At 67.2% G+C, this 253-nt stretch carries 1 pseudogene; it reads right to left on the bottom strand.

Annotated elements, in window-relative coordinates:
* A pseudogene (locus tag HMPREF2886_RS34875) lies at window positions 1–183 on the bottom strand (conjugal transfer protein TraF); the annotation flags it as partial.
* Window positions 184–253: the final 70 nt, after the last annotated feature.

The raw sequence follows: 253 nt of genomic DNA, 5'->3' as shown, positions 1-253 counted from the left end.
GCACACCTCGACCAGCTCGCCACGCTTGATGCTGGCCGCTTCGGCGGTCTGCACAAGCCAAAGCCCATGCGGGGCCGAGTCCGTGAAGTTGAGGCGCAGGCCTGCGTGATAGCCGGTCGTGATCGCAACGCCGATCACTGCGGCCGCGCACAAGGCGGCGATTCCGAAGCGGCGACCTTTCATTGGACGACAAAGCCCCCGTTGCTGTTGTTGGACGGCCCGGCGGCGGCCGGGGTGGGCTTGGATTGCTGGG

The organism is Pseudomonas sp. HMSC066A08 (assembly GCF_001813025.1).
GTDB classification, from domain to species: domain Bacteria; phylum Pseudomonadota; class Gammaproteobacteria; order Pseudomonadales; family Pseudomonadaceae; genus Pseudomonas; species Pseudomonas aeruginosa.
This window is presented reverse-complemented; position numbering and strand designations above follow the sequence as displayed.